Source organism: Janthinobacterium sp. GMG2 (assembly GCF_033949445.1).
GTDB lineage: Bacteria > Pseudomonadota > Gammaproteobacteria > Burkholderiales > Burkholderiaceae_D > Janthinobacterium > Janthinobacterium aestuarii.
The window spans coordinates 1-25,668 of the sequence record NZ_JAXAWA010000002.1 but is presented as its reverse complement, the minus strand read 5'-3'; the positions used below and the strand labels follow the sequence as shown (position 1 = coordinate 25,668).

At 62.4% G+C, this 25,668-nt stretch carries 22 protein-coding genes and 2 tRNA genes; 10 read left to right on the top strand and 14 right to left on the bottom strand.

Going from position 1 to position 25,668, the window contains the following annotated elements; all coding sequences use genetic code 11:
* Positions 1 to 31: 31 nt before the first annotated feature.
* Entirely contained in the window at positions 32 to 859 is an 828-nt protein-coding gene (locus SKZ59_RS06115; protein WP_034756698.1) for a MetQ/NlpA family ABC transporter substrate-binding protein, read from the top strand.
* An 89-nt stretch (positions 860 to 948) separates the two neighbouring features.
* Here SKZ59_RS06115 and SKZ59_RS06110 read toward each other — a convergent pair whose 3' ends face one another.
* A complete protein-coding gene (locus tag SKZ59_RS06110) occupies positions 949 to 1,566 on the bottom strand; it encodes an OmpW/AlkL family protein (RefSeq protein ID WP_034756695.1) in 618 nt (205 codons plus the stop codon).
* Between the two features lie 146 nt (positions 1,567 to 1,712).
* Complete coding sequence (locus tag SKZ59_RS06105) at positions 1,713 to 2,609, bottom strand: LysR family transcriptional regulator (RefSeq protein ID WP_319991100.1); 897 nt, start codon at positions 2,607 to 2,609, stop codon at positions 1,713 to 1,715.
* A gap of 248 nt (positions 2,610 to 2,857) precedes the next feature.
* Here SKZ59_RS06105 and fur point away from each other — a divergent pair, with 248 nt between their 5' ends.
* The 7 genes from fur to SKZ59_RS06070 all read left to right on the top strand — a co-directional run bounded on the left by fur (position 2,858) and on the right by SKZ59_RS06070 (position 7,573).
* Positions 2,858 to 3,298 carry a ferric iron uptake transcriptional regulator gene (fur, locus tag SKZ59_RS06100; RefSeq protein WP_035820181.1) on the top strand — a complete coding sequence of 147 codons (441 nt, stop codon included), beginning with the start codon at positions 2,858 to 2,860 and terminating at the stop codon, positions 3,296 to 3,298.
* Positions 3,299 to 3,379: 81 nt separating this feature from the next.
* The gene (locus SKZ59_RS06095) at positions 3,380 to 3,745 is read left to right on the top strand and encodes a MerR family transcriptional regulator (RefSeq protein ID WP_319991099.1); all 366 of its coding nucleotides are present in this window, start codon (positions 3,380 to 3,382) and stop codon (positions 3,743 to 3,745) included.
* Positions 3,746 to 3,804: 59 nt separating this feature from the next.
* Positions 3,805 to 4,395 carry an NAD(P)H-dependent oxidoreductase gene (locus SKZ59_RS06090; RefSeq protein WP_072452910.1) on the top strand — a complete coding sequence of 197 codons (591 nt, stop codon included), beginning with the start codon at positions 3,805 to 3,807 and terminating at the stop codon, positions 4,393 to 4,395.
* 172 nt (positions 4,396 to 4,567) lie between these two features.
* Positions 4,568 to 5,785, top strand: a complete 1,218-nt coding sequence (locus tag SKZ59_RS06085) for a SpoIIE family protein phosphatase (RefSeq protein WP_319991098.1) — start codon at positions 4,568 to 4,570, stop codon at positions 5,783 to 5,785.
* A gap of 65 nt (positions 5,786 to 5,850) precedes the next feature.
* A complete protein-coding gene (locus SKZ59_RS06080) occupies positions 5,851 to 6,408 on the top strand; it encodes a SiaB family protein kinase (protein ID WP_034756676.1) in 558 nt (185 codons plus the stop codon).
* Positions 6,409 to 6,430: 22 nt separating this feature from the next.
* Positions 6,431 to 6,829, top strand: coding sequence for a DUF1987 domain-containing protein (locus SKZ59_RS06075; RefSeq protein ID WP_319991097.1), 399 nt, complete (start codon positions 6,431 to 6,433; stop codon positions 6,827 to 6,829).
* A gap of 3 nt (positions 6,830 to 6,832) precedes the next feature.
* Positions 6,833 to 7,573, top strand: coding sequence for a GGDEF domain-containing protein (locus SKZ59_RS06070; RefSeq protein ID WP_070305132.1), 741 nt, complete (start codon positions 6,833 to 6,835; stop codon positions 7,571 to 7,573).
* 14 nt (positions 7,574 to 7,587) lie between these two features.
* On the opposite strand, the gene SKZ59_RS06065 is transcribed toward SKZ59_RS06070, so the two are convergent.
* The 9 genes from SKZ59_RS06065 to SKZ59_RS06025 all read right to left on the bottom strand — a co-directional run bounded on the left by SKZ59_RS06065 (position 7,588) and on the right by SKZ59_RS06025 (position 20,244).
* Positions 7,588 to 8,301, bottom strand: a complete 714-nt coding sequence (locus SKZ59_RS06065; RefSeq protein WP_235194313.1) for a substrate-binding periplasmic protein — start codon at positions 8,299 to 8,301, stop codon at positions 7,588 to 7,590.
* 157 nt (positions 8,302 to 8,458) lie between these two features.
* Positions 8,459 to 8,554, bottom strand: a tRNA-Sec gene (locus SKZ59_RS06060).
* A 12-nt stretch (positions 8,555 to 8,566) separates the two neighbouring features.
* Positions 8,567 to 10,522 carry a selenocysteine-specific translation elongation factor gene (gene selB, locus SKZ59_RS06055; protein WP_319991096.1) on the bottom strand — a complete coding sequence of 652 codons (1,956 nt, stop codon included), beginning with the start codon at positions 10,520 to 10,522 and terminating at the stop codon, positions 8,567 to 8,569.
* A complete protein-coding gene (gene selA, locus SKZ59_RS06050; RefSeq protein WP_319991095.1) occupies positions 10,519 to 11,928 on the bottom strand; it encodes an L-seryl-tRNA(Sec) selenium transferase in 1,410 nt (469 codons plus the stop codon). Before selA ends, selB begins: the two co-directional genes overlap by 4 nt.
* Positions 11,925 to 12,971, bottom strand: a complete 1,047-nt coding sequence (fdhE, locus tag SKZ59_RS06045) for a formate dehydrogenase accessory protein FdhE (RefSeq protein WP_034756667.1) — start codon at positions 12,969 to 12,971, stop codon at positions 11,925 to 11,927. The genes selA and fdhE overlap by 4 nt, the downstream gene beginning before the upstream one ends.
* A gap of 175 nt (positions 12,972 to 13,146) precedes the next feature.
* Entirely contained in the window at positions 13,147 to 13,818 is a 672-nt protein-coding gene (locus SKZ59_RS06040; RefSeq protein ID WP_219327313.1) for a formate dehydrogenase subunit gamma, read from the bottom strand.
* Complete coding sequence (gene fdxH, locus SKZ59_RS06035; RefSeq protein WP_058051309.1) at positions 13,805 to 14,728, bottom strand: formate dehydrogenase subunit beta; 924 nt, start codon at positions 14,726 to 14,728, stop codon at positions 13,805 to 13,807. Before fdxH ends, SKZ59_RS06040 begins: the two co-directional genes overlap by 14 nt.
* A gap of 13 nt (positions 14,729 to 14,741) precedes the next feature.
* Positions 14,742 to 17,813: a formate dehydrogenase-N subunit alpha gene (gene fdnG, locus SKZ59_RS06030; protein ID WP_152546539.1), complete on the bottom strand. Its 3,072-nt coding sequence runs from the start codon at positions 17,811 to 17,813 to the stop codon at positions 14,742 to 14,744.
* A gap of 280 nt (positions 17,814 to 18,093) precedes the next feature.
* Entirely contained in the window at positions 18,094 to 20,244 is a 2,151-nt protein-coding gene (locus SKZ59_RS06025) for a TonB-dependent siderophore receptor (protein WP_319991094.1), read from the bottom strand.
* Positions 20,245 to 20,626: 382 nt separating this feature from the next.
* Between SKZ59_RS06025 and SKZ59_RS06020 the strand changes: the two genes are divergently transcribed.
* Positions 20,627 to 22,333, top strand: coding sequence for a methyl-accepting chemotaxis protein (locus tag SKZ59_RS06020; RefSeq protein ID WP_072452898.1), 1,707 nt, complete (start codon positions 20,627 to 20,629; stop codon positions 22,331 to 22,333).
* A 25-nt stretch (positions 22,334 to 22,358) separates the two neighbouring features.
* On the opposite strand, the gene SKZ59_RS06015 is transcribed toward SKZ59_RS06020, so the two are convergent.
* Together SKZ59_RS06015 and SKZ59_RS06010 are read right to left on the bottom strand one after the other, a co-directional pair.
* The gene (locus SKZ59_RS06015) at positions 22,359 to 22,811 is read right to left on the bottom strand and encodes a hypothetical protein (protein ID WP_051991793.1); all 453 of its coding nucleotides are present in this window, start codon (positions 22,809 to 22,811) and stop codon (positions 22,359 to 22,361) included.
* Between the two features lie 33 nt (positions 22,812 to 22,844).
* Positions 22,845 to 24,332, bottom strand: coding sequence for a SulP family inorganic anion transporter (locus SKZ59_RS06010; RefSeq protein WP_319991093.1), 1,488 nt, complete (start codon positions 24,330 to 24,332; stop codon positions 22,845 to 22,847).
* A 457-nt stretch (positions 24,333 to 24,789) separates the two neighbouring features.
* Between SKZ59_RS06010 and SKZ59_RS06005 the strand changes: the two genes are divergently transcribed.
* A complete protein-coding gene (locus tag SKZ59_RS06005) occupies positions 24,790 to 25,344 on the top strand; it encodes an inclusion body family protein (protein WP_034756648.1) in 555 nt (184 codons plus the stop codon).
* A gap of 150 nt (positions 25,345 to 25,494) precedes the next feature.
* Here SKZ59_RS06005 and SKZ59_RS06000 read toward each other — a convergent pair.
* Positions 25,495 to 25,568 (bottom strand) — tRNA-Cys (locus tag SKZ59_RS06000).
* Positions 25,569 to 25,668: the final 100 nt, after the last annotated feature.

Here is a 25,668-nt window from a genome sequence, read left to right as displayed (position 1 = left end):
TCATATTCAGTATTTCAGTACAAGGAAAAGCATGAACCACATTCGCCGCACCCTGCTCGTCGCCGCCACCAGCCTGGCCTTCGCCACCGCCGCCCACGCCAAGGACCCGAAAGAACTCGTCATCGGCACCAGTTCCGGCCCCTACTCGGACCAGCTGAAACTGGGCATCAAGCCTATCCTGGAAAAACAGGGCTACAAGGTCAAGATCGTGGAATTCAACGACTACGTGCAGCCGAACTACGCGCTGGCCGAAGGTTCGCTCGACGCCAACGTGTTCCAGCACATCGTGTATCTGACCAAGTTCGCCACCGATAACAAGCTGCCATTGAGCCCCTTGATCACCGTGCCGACCATGCCGATCGGCCTGTACGGCGGCAAGCAGAAGTCCATGGCCGACGTGAAGAACGGCGCCACCATCACCATGCCGAACGACCCGACCAACCAGGCGCGCGCGCTGGTCATGCTGGCCAAGATGGGCTGGATCAAGCTCAAACCGAACGTCGACCCGCTGCGCGCGTCCGAGCGCGACGTGCTGGAGAACCCGAAGAAGCTGAAACTGGTGCCGCTGGAAGCGGCGCAGCTGCCACGTTCGCTGGCGGACGCCGACTACGCTTTCGTCAACGGCAACTTCGCCCTGGCCGCCGGCATGAAACTGACGTCGGCCCTCGCCGTGGAAAAGATCTCGGACAGCTACATCAACCTGGTGGCCATCCGCACGGCCGACAAGGCCAAGCCATGGGTCAAGGACCTGGAAGCGGCCTACCGCTCGCGCGCCTTCCTCGACGCGACGAACAAGTATTTGGCCGGCTACGAAAAAACGGACTACCAGCTGGCGCTGGAAAAGACGCTGAAAAAATAAACCGGCGCATGCCATGCAAAAAGACGGCCAGGTTCACACCTGGCCGTCTTTTTTATTGTCCGCGCCGCATGGGCGCAGCCGGTCACTGCTTAGAAGCGGTAGCCGACACCGACACCGATCAGGAGAGGATCGACCTTGACTTCGCTGGCCTTGGCGCCACCGATGAAGACGTCGCTACGGATCTGCACTTTCTTGATGTCGAAGTTCAGCGACCAGTTTTTATCCAGTTTGTAGTCGACACCGGCTTGCAGCGAGTAGCCCCAGCTGTCGTGCTCCAGGCGGCCGGCGCCGTTCAGCAATTTCACGTCGGAGATATTCGTGTAGTTGATGCCGGCACCCACGTAAGGGCTGAACTGTTTTTCAGGCATGAAGTGGTATTGCAGCGACAGGGTCGGCGGCAAATGCTTGAAGGTACCGATATTGTTGCCATCGAGCTTGACGTCATGCTTTTGCGGGTAAGTCAGGATCAGCTCGGCAGCGATATTCGGGGTGAAGAAGTACGAAATATCGATTTCAGGAATCGTCTTGCTGCTGACCGTCAAACGGTCGGATGCACCGACGCCACCAACAGGAGCAGATTTATCGGCCGGGTCGAGGTGCACGGCGCGGGCACGGACCAGCCATGGGCCTTCCTGTGCCATTGCGTTGCTGGCGAATGCGCCGATGGCGGCCAGGACGATTGCTGCTGCAGTTGCGGACTTTTTCATTCTAGTTCCCTCTTTTTGTCGTTAAGTAACGCTGCGAAGTCTAAGATTGCAGTGCAACAAAAACTTTGATCCACATCAAATAGTGCTAGATGGCATCACTAGAGGGATTTTTTCCTTTACCCAGGTCAAGAAAATGCCGCAGCGCGTCAATTCGCCTCGGCAAACACGCTGGCGACCCAGTCGGCGAACACGCGCACGCGTGGCGACAATTGCCGGTGATGGGGATACAGCACGGACACGGGCAGCGGGTCGGGACGCAAGTCCCGCAGCACTTCCACCAGTTGGCCGGCCACCAGCGCCTGCTCAAGGTGATAGCGGGGAGCCTGGATCAAGCCCATGCCCGCGCGGCAGCAGGCGTGATACGCGTCCGCATTGTTGACGGACACCGTGCCCGGCAAGGCCACGCTGTGCCGCTGCCCATCCACCTTGAAATCGAAGAGCCAGACCTTGCCCGTTTGGGCGGAAAAGAAATTGACGGCGCGGTGGCCCGCCAGTTGCGCCAGATTTTCCGGCGTGCCGTGTGCGGCCAGGTAGGCGGGACTGGCGCAGGTAAGCTGTTCGAGCAACGCCACCCTGCGCGCCACCATCGACGAGTCGCCCAGTTCGCCCACGCGCAGCACGCAATCGACGCCTTCGCGCACCAGGTCGACGAGGCGGTCGCCCATGCCGATTTCCAGTTCGATCAAGGGATAGCGGGCGCAGAACTGGTCCAGCACGGGCATGACGAAATGCATGGCCAGGGTCGCGTGCAAGTCGATGCGCAGTTTGCCGGCCGGCTGCTGCGCCGCCGAACTGAACACGGATTCCGTCTCTTCCAGGTCCGCCAGCAAGCGCACGCAGCGCTGGTAATACGCTTCGCCATCGGGCGTGGGCATGACTTGCCGCGTAGTCCGCTGCAGCAGGCGCACGCGCAGCCGCGCTTCGAGCTGCTTGATCGCATGCGTGACCGTCGCTTTCGGGTAGCCGAGGTCATGCGCCGCCTGCGTGAAACTGCGTAACTCGACGATGCGCGTAAAGATCCGCATCGCATCAAATCGGTCCATGCCGTGCTCCATTGTTATTCCCTGTTGCACAGTGTAGCGGTTCAACGCGTATTTTCCGATTCTTCATGATAACTGGCGGCACAAGTTGCCCGCCACGCAATCGCCACTTGCGCCGATGTCACTGGATTGCCGCCTGCCCGCGCAGCATACTATTTCCAGCTCACACGATACAAATGAGAATAGTAATGATTATCATTTGCGATATAATGAATGACCTCGCTAGGCGACTACAAAAAGGAATGGGAGACATGGATATATTGAGGGAACTGCGTGAATCGGGCTTGAAAGTGACCATCCCCCGGTTGCGGATTCTGCAGCTGTTTCAAGAAGGCACGATCAAGCACCTGAGTGCGGACGATGTCTACAAACTCTTGCTGGCCGAAAAAATCGACGTGGGCCTGGCCACCATCTACCGCGTGCTGATGCAATTTGCCGAAGCGGGCATTTTGTTCCGCCGCCACTTCGAATCGGGCCACGCCGTCTTCGAACTGAACGAAGGCCAGCACCACGACCACCTGGTCTGCACCGGTTGCGGCAAGGTCGATGAATTCGTTGATGAAGGCATCGAACTGCGCCAGAACGAAATCGCCGCCGAGCGGGGCTTCGTGCTGCATGAGCACGCGCTGTCGCTGTACGGCACCTGCGCCGAGTGCACGGCGAAGAAAGTCCCGCCCCGCAAGCCCTCCTGAGGCTGCGCGCAAGCTAGCGTCTGGCAAGCCAGCTGCGCTACACTGCGTACGCCGCAGCTCGATAAAAGGACAAGGACAAGCATGTACATCGGAGAAATCGCCCGCCTGGCGGGCACCTCGCCCAAGGCCTTGCGCCACTATGAAGCGCTGGGCTTGCTGGGGGACGTGCGCCGCTCGGGCGCCTATCGCGTCTACACGCAGCAAGACTTGGCGCAGGTCAAGCTGATACGCCAGGCGCAGGTCCTGGGCTTCCGCCTGGCCGAACTGCTGCCCGTCCTGGCCGGCGACGACACGGACTGGGCCGCCCTGTCGCAGCACATCGCCGCCAAGCGCGCGCAGGTGCGGCAGGATATCGCCCGCCTGCGCCAGCTCGACGCGCAATTGGCTGACATCGACATGGAAATCGGCGACTGCCTGGCGCGCCAGCGTCTGCAAGAGGCCGCTTGACTCTGCCACTAGGGGCAGGCTTTAGCATGCAAGCTCTTCTTTAACGGACAGCCTGCATCATGACCAAGACGACACCCAAGCGCATTTTGATACTCCTCGGCCACCCATCCAGCGACAGCTTTTGCGCCGCCCTGGCCGATGCCTATGCAGCCACGGCCCGCAGCGAAGGCCACACCGTGCGCGAGCTGCGCCTAGGGCAGCTCGACTTCGATCCCATCCTGCACGAAGGCTACCGCCAGGTGCAGCCGCTGGAAGCGGACTTGCTGGCGGCGCAGGAAGCCATCAGCTGGGCCGAGCATCTGGTGTTCGCCTACCCGATCTGGTGGGGCGGCGCGCCGGCCCTGCTGAAGGGCTTCATCGACCGCGTCTTCCTGCCCGGCTACGCCTTCAAATATCGCCCAGGCAAGGCTTTTCCGGCGCAGCTGCTGTTGGGCCGCACGGCCCAGCTGCTGGTGACGATGGATACGCCGCCCTGGTATTTCCGCTGGGTCTACCACATGCCAGGCATCCACCAGCTGCGCAAGACGACGCTGGAATTTTGCGGCATCAAGCCCGTCAAGGTGGCCAGCTTCGGTCCCATTTTGAACGCCACCGAGCCGCAGCGCGCGCGCTGGCTGGAACAGGCGCAGGCGCTGGCCCGGCGCCTGTAAGTTGCTTGCCATGCAGCCATCTTGCATACGGTTTTGACAAGCTGGTAATCAAGCCGTCATATTCAAAGGCTACCATGATGATATTGCCTGTTTGTCAGTCGCCTTGCTTTCGCGACAACAAGGGTCCGACCGTCATCTAAAGGTAGCCGCTGTGGAGTTCAACGCTTCTCGATTGCATCTTCCCCGTTATCGCACGTCCGTGGCGTCCGACCTGTGCATCGCCACGGAATCCGTGCAGGCCGACGCCAGCAATTTCGCCGTGCTGGAACTGTTCACGGAGCGGCGCGACATGATGAGCCTGCCCGTTACGGAACAGCACAAGCCCATCGGCTTGATCAGCCGTAACATCTTCATGTCGCAGATGTCCAAGCCCTTCTATCACGAGGTGTACGGCAAGAAGAGCTGCATCGCCTTCATGGACAAGGAACCGCTGATCGTCGACGGCGCCATGAGCATCGAAGACCTCACCTTCCGCGCCGTGGAAGCGGGCGAGAAGGCGCTGGCCGACGGCTTCATCATCACCGAGGATGGCGCGCTGGCCGGCGTCGGCTTCGGCTTGCAGCTGATGAACGTGGTCGCCACCATGCAGGCGGAAAAGAACCGGCAGATCATGCACAGCATCGATTACGCCAGCGTGATCCAGCGCGCCCTGCTGCGCACCTCCGATGCGGAACTGCGCGCCACCCTGCCCGACGCGCACCTGGAATGGCAGCCGCGCGACGTTGTCGGCGGCGATTTCTACTTTTTCGAACGCCATGCGGGCGGCTGGTTCGCCGCCATTGCCGACTGCACGGGCCACGGCGTGCCGGGCGCCTTCATGACCTTGATCGCCTCGTCGGCCCTGAGCCAGGCCCTGCGCGAACTGGGACCGCACGATCCGGCCGCCCTGATCGGCGCCGTCAGCCGCGCCATCAAGACCTTGCTGGGCCAGGATGGCGCCGGCAGCGGCGATGCCAGCGGCCACGCCGGCTCGAATGACGGCATGGATTGCGCCTTTTTGTGCTACGACACGGCCAGCGCCAGCCTGCGTTTCGCGGGGGCGAAACTGGCGCTGCACGTGGTGGCGCCCGGCGAGGACAGCGTGCGCGCCATCGACGGCGCGCGCATGGGCGTGGGCTATGTCGACACGCCGGCCGGCTACTGCTGGCACAACGAGACGCTGGCGATTCCCGCCGGCAGCCTGCTGTTCCTCACCACCGACGGCTTGCTCGACCAGATCGGCGGCGCGCGCGACATCGCCTACGGCAAGCGGCGCATGCGCGAGCAGCTGCTGGCGCGGCGCGACGCTCCCGCCGGCGACGTGGCGGCGGCCCTGCTGCAGGACAGCGCCGCCTGGCAGGGAGCGCAGCCGCGCCGCGACGACCTGACCTTTTTCTGTTTCCGCCTGTAGTTTTGGCGCCATCGAGCCACCTTATCAACAAGAAACCGGGTCACCGGCTAGCCAGGAGCACGGACGTGCTGTACGAAGAATTCAACGAGTTTTGGGATGTGGCACGCAAGCGCAACATCATCTTTTTTTACGTGGGCTATTTCTCGCAGCACGTGGTGAACGCCATTTCCGAAACCATCAAGGCGCGCCTCGACACGGCCGGCGCGGCCGGGCCCACGCGGCGGCGCATCTTTTCCTCGTTCATCGAGATGTCGCAAAACATCATGCACTATTCCGCGGACAGCCTGACGCCCGATGCGCAGCTAGACCAGCAGATGCGACGCGGCTCGTTTTGCATCGGCACGCGCGGCGACAGCTTTTTTCTGCTGTGCGCCAACCCCGTCTCGACGGACAACGTGGCGCAGATCCGCGCCCGCCTGGAGCCGCTGCACACCATGACGATGGAGGAAATCCGCCTGGCCTATAAAAAGGCCCTGCGCGAGGAAGCGCCGGCCGACAGCAAGGGCGCGGGCCTGGGTTTTCTCACCATGGCGCGCGACGCCAGCGAGCCGCTGGAATTCGAATTCGTCCAGGATCCCCAGGAACCTGGCCACACCATCTTCTGCATCAAAGCCATCATTTGAAAGAGCCGACTCAGGAAAGCATATGCAATTACCGTCACCACTGTTCATCGCCGCGACCCCGAGTTCGCCCGAAATCGACTTCCGTTTCGAGCAGCACACCCTGTCGATCAAGGGCGAGTCGTATCCGGAAAACGCGGCCGCCTTCTATGGCCCGCTGATCGCCGCCGTGCGCGCCTACCTGGAAAGCTGCCGCGAAGCTGCCATCACCGTCAACGTCTCGCTGGCCTACTTCAACAGCTCGAGCACGAAGATGCTGTTTACCCTGTTCGACACCCTGAACCAGGCGGCCGTCGATGGCAACCAGGTACGCCTGAACTGGTACCACGACGAGGACGACGACACCATCCTGGAATTCGGCCAGGAGCTGCAGCAGGACTTCACGGCGCTGGACTTCCACGACCATCCCGTGCAGGGCAGCTAGGGCATGCGCGCCGCCCTCTCCGAGTCCGGCCTGGAGCCCGACCTGTTCACCGTGGAAGCGGCGGCGCTGGCTGCCGCGCGCCGCATGCACGCCGACGCCAATGCCTCGGGCGCGGAACAGCGGCGCGTGCTCGGTGAACTGATCGTCCACTACGAGCGGCTGATGCGCGAGACGCGGCGCCTGATCGGCCGCAGCGACCGCGCCGAGCGCGACATGCATCTGCTGAACCGTCAATTGCAAACCCTGGCCGGCCAGCTAGAATACCGTGCCACGCACGACCCGCTGACGGGCGCCCTGAACCGCGGCGCCGTCATCGACCACGCGTCGCGCTGCCTGGCGCAGGGCGACATGGCGCTGATCGTGCTCGATATCGACCTGTTCAAGCAGGTCAACGACGACTTCGGCCACCCGGCCGGCGACGGCGTGATCCAGGCCGTGGTCGACTGCCTGAAGGGGCTATTGGGACAGGAAACGGCCATCGGCCGGGTCGGCGGCGAAGAGTTTTCCGTCGTCTGGCCCACCTCATCGCGCGACGACGCGGCGCAAGTGGCGCAGCGCATCTGCGAGACGGTCGGCCGCCAGCGCCATGCGGCGCCCATCACGCGCGCCATCACCGTCAGCGTGGGCCTGAGCTGGAACCGTGCCGGCACGCCGTTCGAGACGGCCTACAGCCATGCGGACCAGGCGCTGTACCAGGCCAAGCGCGAAGGACGCAACTGCGTGCGCCAGTGGCTGGAGAGCTAAATCAGTGCACTGAATCAGCGCAGCTGTTCGCGCGCCATGCTGCCGTCGCGGCGCATGGCGGCCGCCGCGCGCTGCATGGCCGCCACCTGCGCCTCGGGCAATTGCTTGTTGCAGGCGAGGTAAGTCTGCACGCGGTTGAAGGTCAGCAGCGGCACCACCTTGCCCTCCCACTCCTTGCCGACGAAAGGCTTGCTGCCCACCGCCATGCCGACGGCCCACAGGTCGATACGCCCCAGCAGCAGCTTTTGCGGATTAAGCCACTCCTGCGTCACGGGCGCCACGTTCATGCCGCGCTGGCGCAGGTAATCGTCGCGCGCATCGCCGAGCACCGTGCCGATCACCAGGCCGCGCGCATCGGCCAGCGTGCGCAAGGTGAGGTGCCGCTCGGCAAGGCCATACAGTATCCATTCCGCTTCGTTGAGGGGGCCGATCCAGCGAAATTGCGCTTCGCGTTCCTGCGTGCGGCTGGTGGAAAAGATGCAGGTGTCGGCTTCGCGCAGCGCCTGCGCATACGCGCGCTTCCACGGCAGCAATTCGATGCTGTAGGCGATACCGGCGCGCGCCATGATGCCGCGCACCTTGAGCGTTTCACGTCCCACGACGACATTGCCTTCCATCATGCTCGATGGCGGCAAATGCTCGCCGACGATGCGCAGGCCGGCCGCTGCGGCCAGCGCCGGCATCAGCAGCGCCGCTGCCAGCAGCCGTGCCATGCTTGCTTGTTTCATGCTTGCTTTCTTCTGCTACAGGGGATTCAAGCCGATGTTACCATCGGCCCGCAGCGGCATCGCCGCATATGGGCAATTCAATCAACTATTTGCGGCAACGTGGCAACAAGCCAACGCCAGCAGAACGCCATGCGGGAGGGGATGGGAGGAAAGTAACTGGCGGAAAACAGTAGGAGTCGAACCTACGGGAGAACGTCTGACGCCCTCCACCGGGTTTGAAGCCCGGCCACATCACCGGATGAGTGTGCTTTCCGCGGTGCCTGAGCTAGCTGTTGGGCGAGGCTGCCGTATAGGACCACAGCGCTTGCGGGCGCAATAGATGCCCATTGCCAACACGGCGAGTATAACCGACGCGGTCAAAGAATTCCAAGACCTGGATCGCCCGCTTGCGGCCCAGGCCGCTGGCGTCGCGGAAGGTGGCCGCACCGACGGCGCCGGCACCGGGCGACAGGCTCTCGTCCAGCTCCGCTTTTTCGGTCAGGGTGCGTACCAGTTGCGCCAGCTCGGCCAACGCCGCCTGGTGATAGAACAGGTCGTGCACGACCTGGCTGATCTGGCCTGCCTTGGCAAGTTTGCGCAACAGCCTGCGCGTCTCGTCCTCGGCCAGGCCGAAGCTGCGCGCCAGGTCGCGCGTCCACGGCGGATCGGCTCGCCCCTGCTCCAGCGCGGCCAGCAAGGGTTCGGCCACCGATTGCTCCTGCGGCGTCAGTTCCACGCTGTGCGTCGGCAAGTGCAGGCTGGCACCGCGCGCCAGGAGCTCGCCGCGCGCCAGCAAGCCTTCGACCAGATGGCTCCACAAGGCGTCTTCCATCTCCGCGTCGACGATGCGTTTCAGCCGCCAAAGTTCCGGCCCCGCCTCGTCGGGCGCGCGCGCGTGGAAGATTGCAAGAGCTTCCAGCACGCGCTCCTGCAGCGCCAGCAACGCCGGCGGCGCCACCAGCAAGGCGTCACCGCCGCGCAGGGCGATGCGCCGCGTGTCGGGCGGCAGCGCGATGGCTGCCGCCGGCAGCAGGGACAGGCGCACCAGCAGCGATTCGCGCAACCCCAGCGGGCTTTGCGCCAGCAGGGCCGCATAGTCGCCGTGCGCGATGAAGGCGGCCAGCGCATCGAGCCACGCCAGCCTGGCCGGGCTGCGCCGCTTGCGCGCGGGGCCGAACGGGTCGAGCACCATGCCGCCGCCCACCGTCTGCGTGGCTTGCGCGTTGCGCACGACGAAGCGGTCGCCCGGCACGCCGTGCATGGGCGACTCGAACACCAGCTGTACTCTTCCCGTCTGTCCCGGCGACAGGGTCTCGCCATCGAGCATGACGGCGCGCGCCAGCTGGTGTGCCGCGCCCAAGTGCACGTGCAGCGGCGACCAGGCTTTCAGCTGCACGCCCGCGTCGGGCAAGAGCGTCAGTTCCACGTCGAGGCGCTCGGAGCACTGCGCCAGCTCGGGCGCGACGATCCAGTTGCCCCGCTCGATGCGCTCGCGGTCAATGCCGGCCAGGTTCAGCGCCAGGCGCTGGCCCGCCATGCCCGTTTCGGCCGCGCGGTTCTGCGCATGAATGCTGCGCACGCGCGCCGGCGCGCCGCCGGGCGCCAGCTGCAGCATGTCGCCCACCTGCGCGCGGCCCGCCAGCGCCGTGCCCGTAACGATGGTGCCCTGCCCCGACAAGGTGAACACGCGGTCCACGCCCAGGCGGAACAAGCGCCGCTCGTCGCGCTGCGGCAAGCTGCGCGCCACTTGCGTCAGATGCGCCAGCAAGACGGCCACGCCGGCATCGTCGTCGCGGTTGGCGGCAGTGGGAAAAATCGGGCTGCCCGCCAGCGGCGTGCCGGCCAGCAGCGCTTCGATGTCAAGCTCCACCTGCGCGGCGCGGGCGCTGTCGGCGCGGTCGATCTTGGTCAGCGCCACGGCGCCACGCGTCACACCGAGCAGCTGCAAGATGGCCAGGTGCTCGTGTGTCTGCGGCATGATGCCATCGTCGGCCGCCACCACGAGCAGGGCGAAGTCGATGCCCGTCACGCCGGAAGCCATGGTGCGGATGAATTTTTCGTGGCCCGGCACGTCGATCACGCCCAGCACCGTGCCGTCCGCCAGCGGCAGGTAGGCGTAGCCGAGTTCAATCGAAATGCCCCGCGCCTGCTCTTCCTTCAGGCGGTCCGTGTGCACGCCGGTCAGCGCGCGCGTGAGGGTGGTCTTGCCATGGTCGATATGGCCTGCGGTGCCGACGATCATGCGGACAACTCGGCGAGTTGCGCGGTGAAGGCCGTCTCGTGCGCCGCTTCCAGGCAGCGCAGGTCCAGCCACAGAGTGTCCTGGCCGATGCGCCCGATCACGGGGCATGGCAAGGCGCGCAAACGCTGTTCCAGCACGCCCAGGGCATTGCTCAAGCGCGAGCCGGGCGCGCTGCGAATGGCCAAACCAAAGCTGGGCAGCTGATCGACGGGCAAGGCGCCGCTGCCGATCTGGCTTTTCATGGCTTCGGCGGTGACCACGTAGGCGGCACCGAGTACGCCTTGCAGCAGCGGCAGCATGGTGTCCGCCTGCGCGCGCATGGCGGCGGCGGGACGCGTCAGCAAACGCAAGGTGGTCAGCCGTTCGGCCAGCAAGTCCGGCGCGCGGTACAGCTGCAGCACGGGGGCCAGCGCGGCCAGGGTCAGCTTGCCGACCCGCAGTGCACGTTTCAATGGGTTGCGCTTGATCTTCGCGATCAAGTCTGCCCGCCCGACGATGACGCCGCATTGCGGGCCGCCCAGCAGTTTGTCGCCGCTGAAGGTCACCAGGTCGGCGCCCGCTGCTATCGTTTCGCGCACCGTCGTTTCATGCGGCAGACCGTACTGCGCCAGGTCGACCAGGGTGCCGCTGCCCAAGTCCACGGCCGTCGGCACGCCGTGTTTTACGGCCAGCGGCACGAGTTCGTCGAGCTCCACGCTTTTCGTGAAACCGGTAATCGCGTAATTGCTGCAATGGACCTTCATCAAGAGGGCCGTGTTCTCGTTCACGCCATTTGCGTAATCGGCCAGGTGCGTGCGGTTGGTGCTGCCCACTTCGCGCAGCACGGCGCCCGCGCGCGTCATGACGTCGGGGATGCGGAAGGCGCCGCCGATTTCCACCAGCTCGCCGCGCGAGACGACGACCTCTTTATTCTGCGCCAGGGTATTGAGCATCAGCAGCACGGCGGCCGCGTTGTTGTTAACGATGGTGGCCGCTTCGGCGCCCGTCAGTTCGCGCAGCAATTCCTCGACCAGGTCGTCGCGGTCGCCGCGCTTGCCCGTCTCCAGGTCGAATTCCAGATTCATCGGCCATTGCAGCGCTTCCACCACGGCTTGCACGGCCGTATCGGGCAGCAGCGCGCGGCCCAGATTCGTGTGCAGCACGGTGCCCGTCAGGTTGAAGACGGCGCGCAGCTGCGGGCGCGCTTGCGCTAGCAGCCGCTCATCCATTTGCGCGGCGATGGCGGCAATCGATGCGCCCTCTTCGCACACTGCGCCCGCCAGCATGGCCGTGCGCAGTTCGGCCAGCACGGCGCGCGCGCAGGCCAGGGTCTGCACGCGGCCATAGCGCGCGATCAGGTCCAGGCAAGCCGCGTCGCCCAGGATGCGGTCGACCGACGGCAGGCGCACGGTTTGCCCCGTCGTCATGACGGCTGATCCGAGCTTTTACCCAGCCACAGCAGCGGATTGCCGCTGGCGCGCTGGTAGCCCGCTTCGCCCACCAGCAGGTCGAGCATCAGGCTGGCCAGGTCGTCGGCCAGCGGCTCGACGTTGTAATCGTGTTCCTGGTTGAAGACCTTGCGGTAGGTGTGGCAGTCGTCGCAGGTTTCCGCGCGCGCCACCTTCTTCGGGTCGTTCGCCTTGTTGGGCAGCTTGTCGTCCTTGGCCGTCACGGGGTCGAACGGCTTTGCATCGGCCGCGTCCAGGCCCTGGTAGGCGATCTTGCCATTCTGTTCGCACGTCGAGCACTTTACGCGCACCATATGCCATTCGCTTTCGCAAATGCCGCAGTGCAGATAGCGGTAGCCCTGCGACTGGCCGCCGATGCGGATCACGCTGGCGACCGGGTGCGAACCGCAGACGGGGCACAAAGTGCCCGTTTCCAGATCCGGCACGCGCGCGGCGCGCAATTCGCTGGCCGACACCGACCACAGAATTTGCAGGGCGGCCGCGACGAACGGCGCATGCATGGGATTGAGGTTGTCGCCGTTTTCATCAAGCACGGCATCGGCGCAGGCGTCTAGCGCTGGCGCATCGAGCGCGCGCAGCTGGGCCAGCACCTGCGTCAGGCCGCCGGACAATGCCGGCTGGCTTGCGGCCGTGGCGGCCAGTTCATCGAGCAGGCTGGCGAAAATGTCGCGCCAGACGGGCGGACGGGCGCCGCTGACGGGCAGCACCGGCATGCGGTGCTGGATGGCGCGGCGCAGCGCGTCGGGGTCGGCGGCAGGCACGGCGCCGGGCGCCAGTTTTCCCACCACGGCCGCCTGCGCATCGGCCAGCGCTGCCATCAGCACCAGGTAGCCCTGCATGCCCGCGTCGACGGGAATGCCCTTGATGTTACCTTGCGCCAGTTCGCGCAGGCGCAAGGCGCGCGCCGTAAACAGGCTGCCAGGCTGAGGCAGCAGCAGGCGCGGAATCGCGTTGTGGTCCAGGCCTTCGATTTCGCCTGGCTGGAGTATGCGTTGTACCAATGGAGTTTTCCCATCAAAAAAGGCAAGGCAGAGCCAGCGGATTTGGCTGTGCTGTAAAAGTATTTTAATCGATAAAAAGAAAGGGGCCAGTCCTGGGGGACTGGCCCTGGCATACGAAAACGCCGGCGGCGGAGCATGTCGACTTACGCGAAGCTAAGCCGACCTACCCTGCTGCCTACTTTCTCGTATTGCGGATCACCGATTCAAACCACTTCGGATGGTGCTTGCGCGCCCAGCCGTAGGTGACGGTGCCGCGCACCATGGCGCCGATCGAGCCCTTGACCCACAGGGCCGCGTAGATGTGCACGATGATGGCGCAGATGATGGCGAAGGCGCAACCGGCATGCAGCAAGGCGGCAAAGCGCACCACGTCGATCGGGAAATAGAACGCGAAATACGCGCGCCAGATCACGATGCCCGACAGCAGCAAGCCGATCATGCTGGCCAGCAGCACGAAGAACAGGATCTTCTGGCCGGCATTGTATTTGCCGATCTTCGGAAGCTTGTCTTCGCGGTTGTTGAGCACGTCGTCCATCTGCTTCAGCCACTGCTTGTCGCCGTCCTCGAACTTGTTGTGGTGCCAGAAGCGCACCACGAGGATCGCGAACGAGACGAACATCACCAGGCCGGCGAATGGATGCAGAATGCGCGTCCATTGCCCGCCGCCGAACAGATTCGCCAGCCACGCCATCGACGGATGGAACATGGCCAGCCCGGACAGGGCCAGCATGACGAAGGTAATGGCCGTGACCCAGTGATTCGTGCGCTCGTTCGGGTTGTAGCGTTCGATCAAGGGATTGCCATCCTTGTCGCGCAGCTTTCCATCATGCAGATCACTGTGGCTCATGGTCTTCCTCCCGTATGCGCTTGGCCTCTTCCAGCGCTTCGTGCTCTTCGTCCTTGCTCACTTCGTTCGGACCGACACGCGTGTAATGGAACAGCCCTGCCAGGGCCGTGGCGGCCATGCCGGCCACCGCCAGCGGTTTGGACCAGCCCTTCCAGAAGCCCACCATCGGGCTGATGCGCGGGCGTTCCGGCAAGTTCGAATACAGCTTCGGCTTGTCGGCATGGTGCAGCACGTACATCACGTGCGTGCCGCCCACGCCCAGCGGATCGTACAGGCCCGCGTTCTCGAAACCGCGCGACTTCAGGTCGACGATGCGTTCTTCCGCATGCACCTTCATGTCTTCTTTGGTGCCGAACACGATGGCGCCCGTCGGACATGTTTTCACGCAGGCCGGTTCCTGGCCCACGGCCACGCGGTCCGAGCACAAGGTGCACTTGTAGGCGCGGTCGTCCTTCTTCGAAATGCGGGGCACGTCGAAAGGACAGCCGGCCACGCAGTAGCCGCAGCCGATGCAGTTTTCCTGGTGGAAGTCCACGATGCCGTTCGTGTACTGCACGATGGCGCCCGGCGCCGGACAGGCCTTCAGGCAGCCCGGGTCCTCGCAGTGCATGCAGCCATCCTTGCGGATCAGCCACTCAAGGTTGCCGTCATTGTTTTCGTGTTCGGCAAAACGCATCACCGTCCACGATTGCGGCGTCAGATCCGTCGGATTGTCATAGGTGCCATGGTTTTCGCCGACTTCGTCACGCAAGTCGTTCCATTCCATGCACGCCGTCTGGCAAGCCTTGCAGCCGATGCATTTCGACACATCGATCAGCTTGGCCACGGTGCCCGTCACCGGGCTGCGTGCTTGCGGCGGGGTCACCGTGGTAGCCGACAGGCGCCGGATATCTAAGGATTGCAGTGCCATTATTGAGCTCCCATCATGCTTTTTCCACCTTCACGAGGAAGGACTTGAATTCCGGCGTTTGCGAATTCGCATCCCCCACGCCAGGCGTCAGGGTATTGATCAGATACCCCGGCTTGGCCACGCCCGTAAAGCCCCAGTGCAGCGGCAGGCCCACGGTATGCACCGGCTTGCCTTCGATCATCAAAGCCTTGATGCGCTTGGTGACGACGGCCTTGGCGATGATGTGGCCCCGCTTGGAACTGACGCGCACTTCTCCGCCGGCAACGACACCGATGCTTTTCGCCAGCTCTTCGCCGATTTCAACGAATTGCTGCGGCTGGATGATGGCATTCAGGCGCGCATGCTTGGTCCAGTAATGGAAATGCTCGGTCAGGCGGTAGCTGGTGGCCACATGCGGATATTCCTCATGCGTGCCGAACATTTTCCGGTCATCGGCGAACACGCGCGCGGCCGGATTACTGGTCGCTTGCGGGTTTTTCGGATGCATGGGGTTGTAGCCCAGCGGATTTTCAAACGGCTCGTAATGCTCGGGGAACGGACCTTCGGCCATGGCGCCACGCGCAAAGAAACGCGCCACACCCTCGCCCAGCATGATGAACGGACCCATGCCATTTTCCGGCGGTTCATCGACCTTGAAGTCGGGAATATCGGCCCCGCTCCAGTTCGTGCCATTCCACTCGATGAGTTTACGGGTCGGGTCGAAAGGCTTGCCCTTCAAGTCGCACGAAGCGCGGTTGTACAGCACGCGGCGGTTCGCCGGCCACGCCCAGGCCCAGCCCAAGGTCTGGCCGATGCCGGTCGGGTCGCTATTGTCGCGCCGTCCCATCTGGTTGCCCGCCTGCGTCCAGCTGCCGGCGAAGATCCAGCAACCGCTGGTGGTGCTGCCATCGTCGCGCAATTGCGCAAACGAGGCCAGCTGCTCACCCTTCTTCACCAGCAGCTTGGTCGGATCCTTGGGATCGTACAAGTCGGCCAGCGCCTTGCCGTTAAATTCGCGGGCGATTTCTTCGGGCTGCGGGTTATGCGGCTGCGCATAATTCCACGTCAGGTTGACGATAGGATCGGGGAACTTGCCGCCCTCTTTCTGATACATGCTGCGCATGCGCAGGAACAGGCCCGACATGATCTCGAGGTCGCTGCGCGCCTGGCCCGGCGGTTCGGCCGCCTGCCAGTGCCACTGCAAGACGCGCGAGGAACTCACGAGCGAACCGCGTTCCTCGGCGAAGCAGCTGGTCGGCAGGCGGAACACTTCCGTCATGATCTTGGTCGGATCGACTTCGTGGTACTGCCCGTGCGCCTTCCAGAATTCGCCCGTTTCCACGGCCAGCGGATCCATGATGACGAGGAACTTCAGCTTCGACAGCGCTTCCGTGACCTTCTGCTTGTTCGGCGCGGACGCCAGCACATTGAAGCCCTGGCAGATATAGCCCGTCATCTTGCCTTGATGCATGTTCTCGATCGCTTGCATCAAGTCATACGGCTTGTCGAGCTTTGGCAGGTAGTCGAAGGCGTAGTTATTGTCCGCCGTGGCAAAGTCGCCCCACCACGTCTTCATGAAGCTGACGTGGAATTTGCGGTAATTGCTCCAGTAGCTGAGCTGGTTAGGCCGCAGCGGCTTGGTGGCGCGCGCGGCGATATAGCCATCGAAATCCTGCTCGGACTCGTTCGGCAAGGTCATGTAACCCGGCAACAGGTTCGACATCAGGCCCAGATCGGTCAGACCCTGGATGTTCGAGTGGCCGCGCAAGGCGTTCATGCCGCCGCCGGCGATGCCCATATTGCCCAGCAACAGCTGCACCATGGCGCCCGTGCGGATGGTTTGCGCACCGGTCGAGTGGTGCGTCCAGCCCAGCGCGTACAGGATGGTACCGGCGCGTCCCGGCACGGCGGTCGAAGCCAGGGCTTCCGCCACCTTGTGGAACTTGTCGGCCGACACGCCGCACGTACGTTCGACCATCTCGGTCGTGTAGCGTGCGTAGTGCTTCTTCATCATCTGGTAGACGCAGCGCGGGTGTTCCAGGGTCGGGTCGACCTTGGCATAGCCGTCTTCGCCGATCTCGTAATCCCAGGTGGCCTTGTCGGTGTACTTGCCTTTTTCCTTGTCGAAACCCGAGAACAGGCCGTCCTCGAACGCATAGTCTTCGCGCACGATGAAGGGCATGTCCGTGTAGTTGCGCACGTACTCATGCTGGATCTTGTCGTTCGTCAGCAGATAATTGATGATCGCGCCGAGGAAGACGATGTCCGTGCCGGTACGCGTGGCGCAGTAGTAATCTGCCACGGATGCGGTACGGGTAAAACGCGGATCGACAACGATCAGCTTGGCCTTGTTATGCGCCTTCGCTTCCGTTACCCATTTGAATCCGCAAGGATGTGCTTCTGCTGCATTGCCGCCCATGACCAGGATCACGTCGGCATTCTTGATATCGACCCAATGATTCGTCATCGCGCCACGGCCAAACGTCGGGGCAAGACCTGCCACCGTCGGTCCGTGTCATACACGCGCCTGATTATCAAAGGTCAGCATCCCCATGCTGCGCACTGTCTTGTGGGTCAAATACCCGACCTCATTGCTGCCGGCGGACGCGGCAAGCATGCCGGTGGAGAGCCAGCGGTTGACGGTCTTGCCGTCGGCATTCTTTTCGATCAGATTGGCGTCGCGGTCATCCTTCATCAGGCGCGCGATCTTGTCGAGCGCCACATCCCAGGAGATCGGTTGCCATTCCGTGCCGCCCGGTGCGCGGTATTCGGGCACTTTCAGGCGGTTCGGGCTGTGGATGAAGTCGACCAGGCTGGCGCCTTTCGGGCACAGGGTGCCGCGGTTCACCGGGTGATCGGCATCGCCTTCCACGTGGATGATGCTGGAGACGGCATTTTTCGCGCCGTCGCCCAGCCCATACAGCAGGACGCCGCATCCTACCGAACAGTAGGGACAGGTATTGCGTGTCTCGGTCGTGCGAGACAGCTTGTATTGCCGCACTTCCGCCATCGCCTGGCCCGGTGCGAAACCGAGCAGGGCGAGGCTGGAACCAGCAATGGTCGCGCCAGTTACCCGAAGGAACTGGCGCCTGGACATCTGAACCATATTCAGGCCTCTATGATGTGAGTAAATAAAAGTCATACGGCGTCGTGGTCGTGTCATATCACTAAGATATAAGCACCATGCCTGTGCCGTATGACATCATTTTACCCCTCAATCCCGATCAAGGCTCAGTTCGCCGGAGAAGGTTTCCTTTAGTCAACGTTAATTTGGCGATACCGAACGTTCCCTCTAAACAATGCCAGCCTGCCCCGCGCGCTTGCACATCGCTACCCACCCATGCAAAAAAACCCGCTCGCAAGCGGGTTTTCGGGGGCAGAAAAAGTTACAGGCTGTAGCGCAAGGTCAGCGCCACATTGCGTGGCGCGCCTGGCAAGCTCAGGTTCGGGCTGGAACCGTGACCCGACACGATGTAGCGCGTGTCGCCGATATTGTTGACGTTCAGCTGCACTTCATAGCGGCCCGTGCGGTACGCGGCCATGACGTCGGCCGTCACGTAGCCTGGCAGCACCACCGTGTTGCCCTGATTGGCGAAGCGGCTGCCGACGGCATTCGCGCCACCGCCCACCGTGAAGCCGTGGCCTAGGTCTTTCGTCACCCACAAGTTGGCCATGTTGCGCGCCGTCAAAGTAGCGCGCTTGCCCTTGATGGCGACGGCGCTCGGCGTCGTCGTGCCCGGCGCATTCACGCTGCGGTCGACGGCGATGGAATCGGTGATGGTGGCGTCCAGGTAGGCGTAGCCGGCCATCATTTTCCAGCCATCGTGCAAGTCCGCGTTGAAGGTCAGCTCCAGGCCATCCGTGCGCTGCGTGCCGACCGGCACGATGCGGTTCGTGATCGGGTCGCTGGTCTTGATATTGTCGCGTTCCAGGCGGAACAGGGACACGGTGGCGTTGGCGCGGCCGCCCCACAGGTCGTACTTGGCGCCCACTTCCGTGTTGCGCGTGGTTTCCGGCGCCAGGTCGGCATTATTGGCGGCCAGGGCGAAGTTCTCGCCGCTCGGCTGAAACGAGCGGCTCCACGACGCATAGTACGACTGCGTCGCGCCCGGTTGCCAGACGAGGCCGGCGCGGGGGCTGTAAGCCGAATCCGTGCGCGACAGATTGGCCGTCGTCACACCAAGCGCATTGGCCAGGCGCGACTGCTGCTTGTAGCGGTCGTAGCGCAGGCCGGCCAGCGCCTTCCACTCGTCGCTGATGCTGATGGCGTCCTGCACGTAGGCGGCGGCCGTGTCGTAGGTACCGAAGGTATCGCTGCGCACGCCCAGCTTGCTGCGGTTGACCTGCGGCAGGACGGGATGGAAGATCGACACATTCGTCGCCACGACGGTCGACGCCCAGCTCGATGCATCCTTGTTTTGCTTGCCGAATTCGGCGCCGTACAACACTTCATGGCGCAAGGTGCCCGTGACCAGCTTTTGCGTCAGTTCCGTCTGGTTGAACCAGCCGCTTTCGTCGCGGTTCAGCTTGGCGTGACCGAGGCTCATCGTGCCCTTGACTTCGTTGACGTTGCCGGAAATATTCGTGTTGTTGCGGTCCAGGTGGTAATCGTAATAACGGAAGGCATTGCGCAACGACAAGCTATCGCTGAACTTGTGCGTCAGGGTGGCGGCCGTGGAGACCACGCGCGACTGGCTGAAGTCCGCATCGCGGGCATTCGCGGCGCCAAAATAGGTGCCCGCATCGACGGCGACGGGACGGCCTTGGTAGGACGGGATGCCGAAGTCCGTCAGGCGACGGTCTTCCAGGTAATCGCCCTGCAGCAGCAATTTGGTGGCGCCGGACAGGCGGATGGCCACGGAAGGCGACAGCGCCGTGCGGTTGATGAATTGCTGGTCGCGATAGCTGTCCGACAATTCGCGCGCCCCCGTGAAGCGCCAGTCCACCGTCTCGCCGACACGGCCCACGTCGACTTCGCCGCGGCGCCCTGCCGTGTTGGTCAGGCTCAGGGCCACGTCCGTGACGTCCACGCCCGGCTTCTTGGTGATGCGGTTCACCAGGCCACCCGAGGAACCGCGGCCGTACAGCACGGCGGCCGGTCCCTTGATCACTTCCAGGCGTTCCACATTCGACAGGTCGCGGAAATACAGCGCGTCATCGCGGAAGCCATCAACGAACTGGTCGCCGATGGCCGTGAAGCCGCGGATGAATATCTGGTCGCGCTGGCCGTCACCCGTGGACAAGCCCACGCCGGGGATGTTCTTCATGATGTCCTGGATCGACATGGCGTTCTGGTCGCGGATGACAGCGGCCGGCACCACGTTGATCGTCTGCGGCACGTCGCGCAAGGCCATTTCCGTCTTGGTGCCGCTGGCGGAGGTGGCGGCGACATAGCCATCCTTGTCCTTCGATGCTGTCACGGTGACGGCTGGCAAACTTTCCTGCGCCCAAGCCGCCAATGGCGTGGCGCCCAAGGTCAAGGCGCCCAGTACGGCGATGGTGATCGGTTTGAATCCTGGCTTGCGACGTTGCTGCATACAATTCCCTGGTCGATGTTTTAATACGAATGATTATCATTAGTATTTTATCAGGCAAGCCTGCGTAAAGTAAGCACTTCTGTAAGTGATAGTACTTATGGACTAGGTACTTGATGTAAAAACACAACAGGAAATCAATATCAAAAAATAATTAAAATTGCCTTGAAAAACTATTTCTCTGCGTCAATGCTATACTTGCGGCTTGCTGGACAGCGGTCAGCCTGACCGACATGCCCCTTGCTTCACCTCCAACGCCACGCTCAGCGCGGCGCGCCGCACAGCCATCACGCGGCACCCGAAGACCCCGATCCCCTGCGCCTTGCGGCGCCTGTCCGCCCCTGCTGGCGGCGGCGATCATGACTATTAAACTGTTAGGAATTACATGAAAAACCTGAACATCGGCAGCCGCCTTGGCGTCGGCTTTGCTGTCGTATTGCTGTTGCTTGCCGCCTTGACCATCACCGCCCTCGTGCGCATGCAAACGGCCAGCGACCTGACTTACCGTCTCATCAATACCAGCATCAAGAACCAGCGTATGGTGGCCGAATGGTCGAAGATCATTGAACTCAACAGCGTGCGCGGCGTCGCCTCGTTCGAGATCACCGATCCCGTCGTGCGCGCCAAGATCGAGGAAGACTTGAAAGTCGATGCGGAGCGTTCCAGCAAGCTGCAGGACGACATCGTCGCCTCCCTGCTCAACCCGGCCGTGATCGAGCAATTCAAGGTCGTGCGCAAGGTGCGCACCGACTATGTGACGACGCGCGCACGCGCCTTCAAGATGAAGGCCGATGGCGACATGGCGGGCGCCAAGGTCGTGTTCGACAAGGAAGTCGCGCCGATCACCGTGGCCTATCTGGCCGAAGTCAAACGCTTTGCCACCATGCAGATCAAGGCTGCCGACGGCGTCGGCAACAGCATCATCGAAGCCTACAGCGGCACCCGCGTCTTCCTGATCACCATGGGCGTGCTGGCCGTGCTGATGGGCATCGGTTTCGCGTGGTGGATCACGCGCTCGATCACCGGCCCCATCCGCGCTGCCGTGAAAGTGGCGGAAACCGTGGCAGCGGGCGACCTGACCAGCACCATCACGGCGCAAGGCCGCGATGAAACGGGCCAGCTGATGCACGCCTTGAAAACCATGAACGACAGCCTCGTCGGCATCGTGGGACAAGTGCGCAGCGGTACCGACACCATCGCCACGGCATCGGCCGAAATCGCCGCCGGCAACCAGGACCTGTCGTCGCGCACGGAGCAGCAAGCCAGTTCGCTGGAAGAAACGGCCTCGTCGATGGAAGAACTGACCTCGACCGTCAAGCAAAACGCCGACAATGCGCGCCAGGCAAATAAACTGGCCGGCGACGCGGCCGGCATCGCCAGCCGCGGCGGCGCCGTGGTGGCCGAAGTGGTCGCCACCATGAGCGAGATCAATACCTCGTCGAAGAAAATCGTCGACATCATTTCCGTCATCGACGGCATCGCCTTCCAGACCAACATCCTGGCACTGAACGCAGCCGTGGAAGCGGCGCGCGCCGGCGAACAGGGCCGCGGCTTCGCCGTCGTGGCAACCGAGGTGCGCAACCTGGCGCAACGCTCGGCAGCGGCGGCAAAAGAAATCAAGGGCTTGATCGACGACTCCGTGCAAAAAGTCGACGTGGGCACGGACCTGGTCGACAAGGCCGGCAAGACGATGGAAGAAATCGTGCAAAGCATCGGCTTCGTCACGTCCATCATGAGCGAGATCAGCAACGCCAGCGAAGAGCAGAGCGCGGGCATCGAGCAAGTCAACCAGGCCATTTCCGAAATGGATCAAGTGACACAGCAAAATGCGGCGCTGGTGGAAGAAGCGTCGGCAGCGGCCGAAGCGATGCAGGAACAGGCGAGCGAACTGGCGCAGGTGGTCAGCGTGTTCCGCCTGGACGCCAATGCGGCGGCGACCGACCGTTTCAGCGTGAAAGCGGCACAACGCAACGCGCCAGCAGCCCCGGCCGCACCAGCCCGCAAGGCCTCGGCCCCTGCCCTGCGCCTGCCCGTGACACGCACCAGCAGCAAGGCAACGGCACCGGCCGAAGGCGAGTGGGAAGAGTTCTAAATTTTCTTCAGCAAGCCCTGCGGCATCAAGCCGCTCGGGCTTGCGCCTGGGCGATCAGTGCAGCCAGCTCGCGCGGCACGGATTGTCCCAGGAATTCCAGCGCCAGCGCCTCCGGATCAATGGCGGCGTCCGCTGGCAAGCCATGCTCGAAGCCGCCCACCATGGTGCGGCAAAAATGCGGCGATTCCGCCCGCGTTTCCACATACCAGCAACCCGCATGGCCTTGCACGAAGTATTCGCCGATAAAGTAGCCGAGCATGGTTTTCACCCACTGCCAGCTTTCGTCGCGGATGACGATGGTGCGCATGGCCGCGTCGATGTACGGCAGGTATTCGGCCGCATTGGTCAGCACTTCGTGCGCGGGCTGGATGCCCAGGCGCTCGACAAAGTTCACCAGCGACGCGCCCAGCGCGTCATAGTAGGCATCAAAAGCCGTTTGGCTTTGCTGCAATAATTGCTCTTGTTCGTACGACAGCATTCACACTCCACAGACATTCAACAATCGCCTATTTTACGCCACGCTCACATCGACACCAGCCCGCTGCAGCAAGGCCTGGTTGCGGGGAGACAAATGCGTCACCTGCAAATGCTTGCCCGCCTTTTCATAACGCTCATACAAGGCTTCGATGGCGGCGATGGCCGAGTGATCGGCCATGTGCAGGTACCGGCAGTCGAGGATGACGCGGGCCGGGTCGGTCGCCGCCTGGAACAGTTCAAGGAAATGCGTGGTCGAGGCAAAAAACAGGGTGCCGTGCGGCAGGTACACGCGCACGCCCGCGCCAGTGTCATCGATATCGGCACGCATGTCGCGCGCATGTTGCCAGGCAAAATTCAAGGCGGCAATCACGATGCCGCACAACACGGCCAGCGCCAGGTCCGTCAACACCGTGATCACCGTCACGGCGACGATCACCAGCGCATCCTGCAACGGCACCTTGCCCAGCACGCGCAAAGAACCCCAGGCAAACGTCTGCTGCGCCACGACGAACATCACGCCGACCAAAGCGGCCAGCGGGATGCGCTCGATCAGCGGCGACAGGAACAGGATGAACAATAAAATCATCACGCCGGCGGTCACGCCCGACAGGCGCGAGCGGCCGCTAGAACTCAGGTTGATCATCGTCTGCCCGATCATGGCGCAGCCGCCCATGCCGCCAAACAGGCCCGAAACGACGTTCGACGCACCGAGAGCGATGCATTCGCGGTTCGGCTGGCCCCGCGTTTCAGTCATCTCATCGGTAAGATTAAAAGTGAGCAAGGTTTCCAGCAAGCCCACCATGGCCATCAGCGCCGCGTACGGAAAGATGATGTGCAAGGTAGCCATGTCCAGCGGCACCGTGGGCCAGTGGAATGCCGGCAAGCCGCCGGCGATATGCGCAAGATCGCCCAGGGTGCGCGTGGGCAGTTGCAAGAAATGGCTGAGCACGCCCACGCCCAGGATGGCCACCAGCGCCGGTGGCACCGCCTTCGTGATGCGCGGCAGCACGTAGACGATGGCCATGGTGAGCAGCACCAGCGCGCCCATCACGTACAAGGAGGTGCCTTGCAGCCAGGTTTCGCCTTGCGGCGTGGCCTGACGAAAGTGTTCTAGCTGGGCCATGGCGATAACGATGGCCAGGCCATTCACGAAGCCCAGCATCACCGGGTAGGGCACCATGCGGATCAATTTCCCAAGGCGCAAGATGCCGAACAGCGCCATGATGATGCCGCTCAGCACCACGGTCGCCAGCAGATATTGCACGCCATGCTGGGCCACGAGTGCCACGATGACGACGGCCATGGAACCGGCGGCGCCGGAAATCATGCCGGGGCGCCCGCCAAAGATGGCCGTGAATGCGCAAATGATGAAAGCGCCATACAAGCCCATCAGGGGATTCAGTTGCGCCACGAGGGCAAAGGCGATGCACTCGGGCACCAGCGCGAATGAGGTGGTCAACCCCGCCAGGACGTTTTTTTGTATGTTCGAGAACCACTCATCCCGAAAATTTGCGTTGATCATTGATACACATCCAGGGTCGGAACAGAGAAATGCGCGCGCGATGCACAGTCATCGGGCGCAGCCATGCCAGCGGTCGTCAAAACGAAGCCATGCCGAGGTCGCACGCAGAGGAAAATCGTCGGTGACTACATGGGATTGGCGGACAGAGGAAGATTCAGCAGCGCCATGCGGCGCGGCCGAGCCTGCACACATTATACAAGATGCAGCCGGGCCGATGGACGGGCGGCAGCGCGCAGCGGGAGCGGACACTGGCAAGCAAATAATGTTTCCAATAGTTTTATTTTCAAAATAAAAACAATTTAATGGGAATATTTTAAATAATCTCCGCCGTTTCAATTGGAGAGTATCTATTCAATTTTCTCCACTATTCTACTCAGCAGTGGTGGAGACTGTTGACCACATTAAAAAACGGGGCGTATCCGAAAAGCCAGACGAGTAGGAAAACTCAGGAGGAATCATGACCGACGCGCAATTATATGCCAGTAATATTACAATCAACATTCTCGTTGTAATAGACACCGATCTGATCATGGCCCAGCATCCACGTCAGACGAGTCCCGACCAGACCAAGCCTGTGGGTCTGGTGCATACCAGCCAGTACATGATTGCCACCGACCTGCGCGGCATCAATAGCGGGCAAGGTACCGCCGACCTGAGCTTCAAGGCCAATGTGGGCGACTTCGTCTCGTTCACCGGCGCTTCCATCTATGACAATGCCGATTCGGCCGTCATTGTCTACGGCATCAATTACTGGAATGGCGACAAGGTCTTCAATACCTTTGTTTCCAATACCATTACACGGAGAAATGCGGCCGTACCGAATACGGATTCCTCAAATGGTTTGCCGGCCGTACAGCAATCGCGCAATTTCTCCAATTTCACGGCGCAGGTATCCAAATCGGGCACGGAAAATTTCTACGTCTATATTGCCGTATATAGCCTGAATGACGATGGTCAGACGCAAAGCCTGTATGGTTATTTTTATTGGGATCCACAGATTACTGTCGGTTAGTCATTTCCAGGAAACCAAATAAATATAAACCATTTATTTGATTATCGCCGACTGCAGCCGGCGCAGAGATACGCCGCGACGTCGCCACAGACGAAAAAAAGCCCACCGAAGTGGGCTTTTTTATTTGCGCATGTATCACATGCACTTATCTGGAGGCGAGGACGGGAATCGAACCCGTCTAAACGGCTTTGCAGGCCGCTGCATAACCTCTTTGCTACCTCGCCAGAGGAACTGCTTGGATGCGCCTCGCGGCCCACCTTGAAAACTGGAGCGGGAGAAGAGTCTCGAACTCTCGACCTCAACCTTGGCAAGGTTGCGCTCTAC